The sequence below is a fragment of the Vibrio anguillarum genome (assembly GCF_001989995.2).
In the GTDB taxonomy this organism is placed as follows: domain Bacteria; phylum Pseudomonadota; class Gammaproteobacteria; order Enterobacterales; family Vibrionaceae; genus Vibrio; species Vibrio anguillarum.
In genome coordinates this window covers 1-2516 of sequence record NZ_JAHGUP010000149.1, presented here as the reverse complement: position 1 = coordinate 2516, position 2516 = coordinate 1, and the positions used below count along the sequence as shown (strand labels likewise).

Annotated in this window: 3 protein-coding genes; all 3 read left to right on the top strand. The window is 41.5% G+C overall.

The annotated features are described in order from the left end of the window. Positions 1–86: 86 nt before the first annotated feature. The 3 genes from PL85_RS17985 to PL85_RS17970 all read left to right on the top strand — a co-directional run bounded on the left by PL85_RS17985 (position 87) and on the right by PL85_RS17970 (position 2344). On the top strand, positions 87–761 hold the full coding sequence (locus PL85_RS17985) for a hypothetical protein (RefSeq protein WP_064626870.1): 675 nt from the start codon (positions 87–89) through the stop codon (positions 759–761). A gap of 144 nt (positions 762–905) precedes the next feature. After that, positions 906–1370 carry an ASCH domain-containing protein gene (locus tag PL85_RS17980; protein ID WP_115340146.1) on the top strand — a complete coding sequence of 155 codons (465 nt, stop codon included), beginning with the start codon at positions 906–908 and terminating at the stop codon, positions 1368–1370. Between the two features lie 152 nt (positions 1371–1522). After that, a complete protein-coding gene (locus tag PL85_RS17970; protein WP_115340147.1) occupies positions 1523–2344 on the top strand; it encodes a Rossmann-fold NAD(P)-binding domain-containing protein in 822 nt (273 codons plus the stop codon). Positions 2345–2516 lie beyond the last annotated feature (172 nt).

Below are 2516 nucleotides of genomic sequence, written 5' to 3'. Positions count from 1 at the left end.
GGTTTTTGTGATTACGGTGTGATGCGGAAAGTTAGTAGTAGCGTTGGCTGCCCCTTAAGCGGGCGTTAGTAATATAGGTAAATTCCGTGGAAGTGGAAAAATATTTAAAATTATATTTTGGAGATAACCCCAAAAGTAGCTCTCGTGTCGAGAGATTGGAATTAACTGGTAAAATTATTGCGTTACAGTTCGCTAAAAACTCAGATGTTGAAGAGAATATATGCTTAGAGTTCATCAATGAAGTTGAAACTTGGAAAGCGATGGATATACCAAATCGCATTATTGGAGTTGGGATAAATACAGCCCCTATGGCAAAAAATGCGATCTTAAACTCCCTAAAAGCTACGACTAAAAAAGGCCAAATTGAAGCGTTCCATACTTTATATGGATTTGGAATTTCTAGAAATAATGAGTTCAACAGACGACCAGCAAAAGTGGCTAGCGCAGCTGCAAGGTTCCTATTTCCTATAGGGTGGGGTGTTGTCGATTGGCGCAGTGCTGCCATCGCCCAAAGCTTTGACGACGAGACTGATATTAACGTAGTCAAAGAGAAAGCCAACTCGCATGACAAAAGTGATTGGAAAACTGCCTACTCAATGATTGACTCTCACCTAGCAGTACAGCTAAATCAAAAATATCAGCAAATAGGGGTGAAATTTGGAATTGCCGAGAATGCTGTTGTAGATCAGTTTCTTTTTGGCATCTCTCTGTCATTGTGGCCTATTAAAGCGACAAAAAATAAGTGTGACAAATATTACTAACAAAGCATTTAAGAGTGATTCCCAACGCTTGGCAATTTTCATTCCATCGTCGGGTTTAGTGTTTACGGTGGTCTGGTGGGGTTTCGTGGTAGCGTTGCTCACACCTTAATGCGGCGTTATGTTTTTAATCAGGTTCAGAGAATCATGGAAGAAAAGAGTCAGTTATTTTTACAGCAGTACCTTCGAACTTTACCTAGTGAAGTGTCTGAAAAATATACATCATTTAGTTCGGATTACTTTTGTGCAGATGAATATAACGCAAATCTATGTGCTGATTTAATTCTACGTGGCGAGAAGCGTGCATCATGCAGCATGGAATACTGGTATAGCCACGAAAGTGAAGTATTACCTATAGTTGGCCACCTTCAAGTGGTCACAAACTGGTATGGTGAACCAATTTGTATCATTGAGATCACATCGGTCTCAAGTTGTCGATTCAACGAAGTGACGGAAGAATTTGCAGCAAGTGAGGGTGAGGGCGACAAATCGCTAGAATGGTGGCGTAATGCTCATTGGAAATTTTTCTCACGTGAATGTGACACTTTAGGTATAGAGCCAAGTGAGGATATGTTATTGGTTTTAGAGCACTTTAAGGTCGTGTATCACTAAAAACATAACAAAGCGTTCAAGTGGGATTTGGCACGCGTGGCATTTTCAGTTTGCGTTGAGTTTGGTGGTTACGGCATTGTGCGGTAGCTTTTGTATTGCGTGCCTGCACCCCTTAACGCGGCGTTATGTGTAATCGAGAGTTCAGGGAAAGAATGAAAGTACTGATATCAGGCTCCAATGGGTATATTGGTAGCCACGTGACTAAGATGTTTGTCGAAAGTGGCTTTGAAGTTTCGACTTACAGCAGGACTAGCGGTGTCTTATCTCCTGCACGGAAGCTTACCAGTGTGCCATCAAATTTCTCTGGTTACTTTGATATCGTTATAAATTGTGCTCGCCCACATTGGTCAGAATTTTCGCCGGAGGAAATAGCTGATATAGAGTCCAAGCTGCTAACGCAGCTGGATAGACTAGCGGCTGAAGGTGCGACAAAAATCCACACGTCGGGTGTTTGGCTATTTGGCAATGCTTCTCACAATGACCTTAAAGAATTTAGGCTTAAGCCTCTAGAGGCAGTGAAGCCGGACACAGTGACAATAGGTTGCGCTATCAAAAAGAAGTGGCATGTCGTTTACTGTCCTAGTTTGGTTTATGGTGGTGAAAACTGTCAGTTAAAGCGAATTGTAGATTCCTTATCTGACCAAACTCTCCAAGTAGCGATACCATTTCAAGGTTACAATCAATATATCCATGTTAATGACATCGCTCGATTTTATTTGGCACTGGTTCAAGGTAAACGTCCGGCTACACAACATTTTATTGCTGAGACTAAGGGGTATAGTCCCGAAGCGTTTTCTCAGTTGTTACTAGACTTTCAAATCGTAAAGCAGGTTCACAAGAGCAGTTGGAATGACTTTGAGAAATGCCATGGATCTTCGGCAGTCGAAATTGAAAAGCTAAATCTTAACCTTCCAATTAGTCCTTTGTTTGAATCGACAGAGTCATTAAGGAAGTACATAGAAAATTACACATAACAAACAATTTAAGAGGGATTCCCAACGCTTGGCATTTTTGCTTCTACTTCAAGTTAAGTGTTTATGGCACCATACTTTAAGCCTGGGTGGTAGCGTTGCTCACCCCTTAATTGGGCGTTATGCAGTTCTACAGGTTCAACGGAAACTAAAAAAGTAAGCGCCCCATGATCCC

Bases quoted from the DNA above. Each gene is read 5' to 3' on its own strand.
- PL85_RS17980 (WP_115340146.1), top strand. From the start codon at position 906: ATGGAAGAAAAGAGTCAGTTATTTTTACAGCAGTACCTTCGAACTTTA.
- PL85_RS17970 (WP_115340147.1), top strand. From the start codon at position 1,523: ATGAAAGTACTGATATCAGGCTCCAATGGGTATATTGGTAGCCACGTG.